Below are 3,275 nucleotides of genomic sequence, written 5' to 3'. Positions count from 1 at the left end.
ACACCTTTGTCTATATCAGCAGCATTACGCGGATGAATGCCACAGGCTAAAGCGGCATCTTTGCGCCCTAAAGCATTCGCACGCAGTTGCAGATAACTACACCGGCGAGTTGTTGCTGCAGCTTTGCGGCCGTACGGATTGCGCTTCCACAAACCAAGCTCAATACCGATGCGGTACACCGGAGAAGAGCCTATAGAAAGCTGGCGCGCAATATCCATCGGTGCCACACCTTCCAGCCACAGGCGAGCTATTTCCTCACTGTCATCCGAGCTAGTAGTCCTGCGGCGCTTGCGCGGCAAGTCCAACTCGCCAGCAAGCCGATAAGCCACCGACCGCGCTAAACCAACCACCCCAGCAGCCGCCCGTATTGAACTACCAGCCCGAACCAACGACGCAAACCGCGCCACGACAACAGAATCCGGAACCCATTTCGACTCCACACAATCACCTAACCCATGTCAGGTGTTTCCACGACCACTAGAAATCAAGCGCCGAACGGTACTAGTTAAGCCCCCTTACTTGCCGCGTTTCTTGCGTGGGAGGTAAGGGGGCTTTTGCATTTCATTGAAGCTTGGCGAATACCTAGGCCGCGCCGGATGGCCGCCCTCGGACCGCGACGCTGCGGCTGGCGAGGGAGCGGACCAGGGTCAGACCGAGGAGAGCGCCCTTGCCTTGATCTGGTCGAACTCCTGCTGGGTAATCGCTCCCGAGTCGAGAAGGGCCTTCGCCGAGGCGATCTCATCGGTCGGGCTCGATCCGGCGGAGCCGCCGGCGACGGACTTGATGTACTCATCCTGCCGCTGCTGGAGCTCCTGGCGCGCCTCGACCGCGCGGTCGGTCATCCCCCGACCTCGAACAAGCAGGTACGCGAGCATTCCGATGAACGGCAGCGCGAGGATGAACACCACCCACAGCGCCTTTGCGAAGCCGCCGAGGTCCTTGCTGCGGAAGAGATCTCCGAAGATCCACCACAGGGACATGAGCCATGCGAAGAAGATGAAGAACTCGAACATGGCGAGTAGGAATGAGCCGTTGTCGTCGAACATTTGCTGACTGCCTCCTGACTGGATGGACGCTGGCCGAGCGGTCCACGCGGACCCCAGCGCACGACGGTTAGGAACAAGGACGTGCCCGGGCCGTCGCCGAACCATGTTAGCAGCTTTTCCTCACCAAGCGTGGTAGCCGGGTTGCGACGCGCTGACCGGGTTGGGCTGGTGAAGACGGGCCTGGGACTCCACGATTCGTAGCGACCAAGCAACGGATCGAGAGGAGTCCCAGGTGAGTGTTGAGGCTACCGTCCTGCCCGCTGCGATGCTCGGCATCTCGGGGTTGGTGGTGCTTGCCGTCGGTGAGTACGGCGGTGAGCTGGAGCTGTTGGTGGAGACCTCCGAGTCGGTGACCGGGTGCCCGCGGTGCGGGGTGGTCGCGGTGGCCCACGGCCGGCGTGAGCATCTGGTGCGTGACATCCCCTCGGCGGGGCGGCCGGTGCTGCTGGTGTGGCGCAAGCGGCTGTGGCGGTGCGCCGAACCGGCGTGCCCGCAACGTACCCGGTCAGTACACCTAATAAAGCGACGTCAGTACGTTCGCTAATGCTCGAGCTGATCTTTCATCGCTCGTACCTCTTGGCTGCCAGCGTGGTCACTTATTCGCAACCGCCCACCGTGCGTTCTCTACACCCCTCACCGTTGCACTCATGTGAGACATTTGAACGCGCTGTGGCCTTATCCGTCCCCGCGGATTGCTCCTCGCCTGTCATTCCTGAAGGGTGTCAGGAAGTTTGTGTGTGAGGCTCTGATCTAGAAGGAGTTTCACCGATAATGACTACGGTGTCACCGAAGAAAACCATGACCCGGCGAGGGTCAACGAGATCAGCGAGAAGCTGATGGAAAATTCTGAAATCGCCAGCTTGATTAGCGAGCTGTCGAGCTCCGCTGATGATGCAAGCGAGCTGGTCAAAGGCCTGCTGCAAGCATCAATCAACGCTGGCCTTAAGGCGGAGATGGATGCGCACTTGGGCTACGGCCATTCCGACCGCAAAGCGAAATCCCAGGTCGAAACCGCACAGGAGAATAATCACCGTAACGGGTCGTACACCAAGACCGTCAATTCTGGCTACGGCGCAGTTGAGGTGACCGTGCCCAGGGATCGTGCCGGCACGTTTACTCCCCGGATGGTGCCCAAGGGTGCACGTCGGCTCACAGAACTCGACGACATGATTATCTCGCTCTACGCCGGTGGGATGACCGTGCGCGATATCCAGCATCACCTCGCGACCACCCTTGGGGTGGATATGAGCCCGGATACGATCAGCACCATTACCGATGCGGTGTTAGACGAGGTCATGATCTGGCAAAACCGCCAGCTCGACGAGTTTTACCCGGTGATCTTCCTCGACGCGCTACGCGTGAAAATCCGTGACGGCCACCGCGTGGTCAACAAGGCTTGCTACATGGCGGTTGGTGTCGACATGGACGGCATCAAGCACATCCTGGGACTGTGGATCGCCGACAATGAAGGAGCCGCATTCTGGGCATCGGTGTGTGCGGATCTGGCTAACCGCGGTGTCCAAGACGTGTTCATTGTGTGCTGCGACGGGCTCAAAGGCTTGCCGGAAGCCGTGGAGGCAACCTGGCCGAATTCCATGGTGCAGACCTGTATTGTGCACCTGATTCGGGCTGCGAACCGGTGGGTGTCGTATCAGGACCGCAAAGGTGTCTCCCGGGCGCTGCGTGAGGTCTACACGGCCGCAAACGAGGACACCGCCCGTGCCGCCTTGGATGCGTTCGAAGCCAGTGAACTGGGCCGGAAATACCCGCAGTCGGTCAAAGTCTGGCGCGACGCTTGGGAGCGGTTCGTGCCGTTTCTGCAGTTTCCGCCGGCGGCACGCCGGGTGCTCTACACCACCAATTCAATCGAGTCGCTGAATGCTGAACTGCGTAAAGCTACCCGCAACAGGGGCCAATTCCCGAACGATACCGCGGCGCAGAAAACGCTGTGGCTGATGATCTGCAACATCGAACAAGCGTGCCGCCCAGCGAGCGAAGAAAGCAAAGCGCAACATTGAGTGCAACGGCTATATTGAAGGAGCGAAAGCCACCGGGTGGAAACAAGCCATCAACCAACTAGCCGTGGCTTACCCCGACCGATTCGCGGACTACTTGTAAACCACCCCCCGCACACAAACAATCGGACACTCTCACTTAACCGGATATGGCACCCAGCTTCCGTAGCTACGGCATAAGCCGCAGTCAGATGCATCCCACATCTTTTGGCGG

General features: G+C 59.7%; 2 protein-coding genes and 2 pseudogenes. 2 read left to right on the top strand and 2 right to left on the bottom strand.

Annotation, left to right across the window (positions count from 1 at the left end; genetic code table 11):
• Positions 1–329: pseudogene (locus QP884_RS11200) on the bottom strand (IS30 family transposase); the annotation flags it as partial.
• Positions 330–647: 318 nt separating this feature from the next.
• Complete coding sequence (locus QP884_RS11195) at positions 648–1,046, bottom strand: SHOCT domain-containing protein (RefSeq protein ID WP_070477224.1); 399 nt, start codon at positions 1,044–1,046, stop codon at positions 648–650.
• A 232-nt stretch (positions 1,047–1,278) separates the two neighbouring features.
• On the opposite strand from QP884_RS11195, the gene QP884_RS11190 reads away from it, so the two are divergent.
• Together QP884_RS11190 and QP884_RS11185 are read left to right on the top strand one after the other, a co-directional pair.
• A complete protein-coding gene (locus tag QP884_RS11190) occupies positions 1,279–1,590 on the top strand; it encodes a transposase family protein (RefSeq protein WP_010189373.1) in 312 nt (103 codons plus the stop codon).
• A gap of 227 nt (positions 1,591–1,817) precedes the next feature.
• Positions 1,818–3,164, top strand: a pseudogene (locus tag QP884_RS11185) (IS256 family transposase).
• The last annotated feature ends 111 nt before the right edge of the window (positions 3,165–3,275 follow it).

The sequence above is a fragment of the Corynebacterium tuberculostearicum genome (assembly GCF_030229345.1).
Taxonomy (GTDB): domain Bacteria; phylum Actinomycetota; class Actinomycetes; order Mycobacteriales; family Mycobacteriaceae; genus Corynebacterium; species Corynebacterium tuberculostearicum_G.
Note: the sequence above shows the minus strand (reverse complement) of the source record. Positions and strands in the feature narration are given on the sequence as shown.

Excerpts from the sequence above, each read along its gene's own strand:
- QP884_RS11195 (WP_070477224.1), bottom strand. The coding sequence starts at position 1,046 with ATGTTCGACGACAACGGCTCATTCCTACTCGCCATGTTCGAGTTCTTC.